The sequence below is a fragment of the Candidatus Polarisedimenticolia bacterium genome, from assembly GCA_036001465.1.
Taxonomy (GTDB): domain Bacteria; phylum Acidobacteriota; class Polarisedimenticolia; order Gp22-AA2; family Gp22-AA2; genus Gp22-AA3.
The window spans coordinates 1-1938 of the sequence record DASYUH010000110.1; the positions used below are offsets into that span (position 1 = coordinate 1).

Annotated in this window: 2 protein-coding genes; one reads left to right on the forward strand and one right to left on the reverse strand. The window is 67.1% G+C overall.

The features are described 5' to 3' along the window. Positions 1–1536: molybdopterin-dependent oxidoreductase (locus VGV60_18590; GenBank protein ID HEV8703285.1), on the reverse strand; the 1536-nt coding region annotated here is incomplete at its 3' end. Positions 1537–1660: 124 nt separating this feature from the next. Here VGV60_18590 and VGV60_18595 point away from each other — a divergent pair. Then, positions 1661–1938: hypothetical protein (locus VGV60_18595; protein HEV8703286.1), on the forward strand; the 278-nt coding region annotated here is incomplete at its 3' end.

Here is a 1938-nt window from a genome sequence, read left to right on the forward strand (position 1 = left end):
CGCCGACGGCGCGTTCAGGTATCCGTGGATGCTGTGGTACAACGTCGGCACGTCGGTCGAGCCCTGGATCGCCGCGTGCCCGCGGAGCGCCATGATGCCGCCGCCCGGGCGGCCCATATTCCCCGTAAGCTGGGACAGCAACGCGCAGCAGCTGATGATCTGCACGCCATACGTGTGCTGCGTCCAGGCGACGGCATACGCGAACGCGCTCGTCCGGTCCGCCCCCGAATTCTCGAGCAGCGCCTCGGCCACCTGGAGGAACCTTTCCTTGGGGCAGCCGGTGATCTGCTCGACCATCTCCGGCGTGTAGCGGGAGAAGTGCTTCTTGAGGAGCTGGAACACGCAACGCGGATGCTGCAGCGTCGGGTCGCGCCGGGGCGTGCCCTTCCGGAGCGAGCGCAGCAGGTCGTCGAACGACCCGCGGTTGCGAATCACGTCTTCCGTGGCGGGGCCCGGCGGTTTCGGTCCGCGGTCGTACTGCCACGTCCGGTTGTCGTAGCGGCCCTGGAATCCGTTGTAGGGCCAGAAATCCGGCTCCTTGTACTCGACGAGGCCCGAGAAGACGCCGTCCAAGTCTTCGGTGTCCTTGTAGTCCGGGCTGACGATGGTGGCGAGGTTGGTGTAGTTGACCGTGTAGTTCTTGAAGAACGGATCGGTGTTCCAGCGGCGGCTGTTGACGACGTAGTTGATCAGACCGCCCAGGAACGCGATGTCCGATCCGGCGCGAATCGGCGCATGGATGTCGGCCACGGCGCTGGTCCGGGTGAACCGCGGGTCGACGTGGATGAGCTTCGCGCCGTTCAGCTTGGCCTTCATGGGCCAGCGGAACGCCACCGGGTGGCACTCCGCCATGTTGGAGCCCATGATGATGAAGCAGTCGGTGTGCTCCAGATTGCGCGGGTACGTCGTCGCCGCGCCACGACCATTCCGAGCCCCCAGACCGGGGACGCTAGAGCTGTGTCATATCCTGGCCTGGTTTTCGATCGCGACGACGCCGATCCCGCGCCAGAACTTCTGGCACACGTGATTGAACTCGTTGTCGAGCGTCGCGCCGCCCAGGCCGAAGATCCCCGGCGTCATGTTCACGAGTTTGCCGTTGGGGAGGCGCTCGATGAACGTCTCGTCGCGGGTCTGCTTGATCAGCTCGGCGACACGGTCCATCGCCCACTCGAGCTCCACGACCTCCCAGTCCCGGCCCCCCGGCTTCCGGTGCAGCACTTTCGTCGACCGGTTGGGGTTCACGTGGAGCTGGTAGATCGCCGCGCCCTTGGGGCAGAGGGTCCCCTCGTTGTGCGGGCTGCGCGGATCGCCTTCGATGTTGACGATCTGGTCGTCCTTGACGTGGATGAGGGTCGCGCAGCCCACCGAGCAGAATGGACAGATGCTCGGCACGGTCTTCGCGTCTTTGATGCGGAGCTCCTGCGCGCGCGCCCGGGCGGGCGCCAGCGGCACCCCGAGGCCGACGAGCCCGCCGATGGCGGTGCCGGCGCCGGCGCCGGCCGAGACTCTCAGGAAGTCGCGCCGACTGACATGCATGGGGTCCTCCCCGTCAGAAGTCGAACGACCTGCTCACGTCTGATATACAGCCTGTGGGGGAAGGCGCAACCCGTCAAGACCCCGCTCGCCCCCGGTCCGACGCCGTGCTAGCCTTCCTGGCGGGATGACAGACCGCCCGACGATTGACCCCGAATACTTCGAGATCCTGGTCGTCCGCGAGCTCCGCAAAATCGGCCTGGACGTCACGGAGCCGCGCGTCCACCGGCGCACCGAGCTCCCCGAGCCGGAGCGGGGCTTCCTGCTCGAGCTGCGCGTGTCGCTTGGTCGGGACGCGCCTCCTCCGCCCTGGCGCAAGCGCGCCTTGATCGCCTGCCGGCGGCAAGATGGCCCTGTCGGTCGTGAGGCGGTCGAAACCGTCGCGGGGCGATTGGGGGAAGCCCA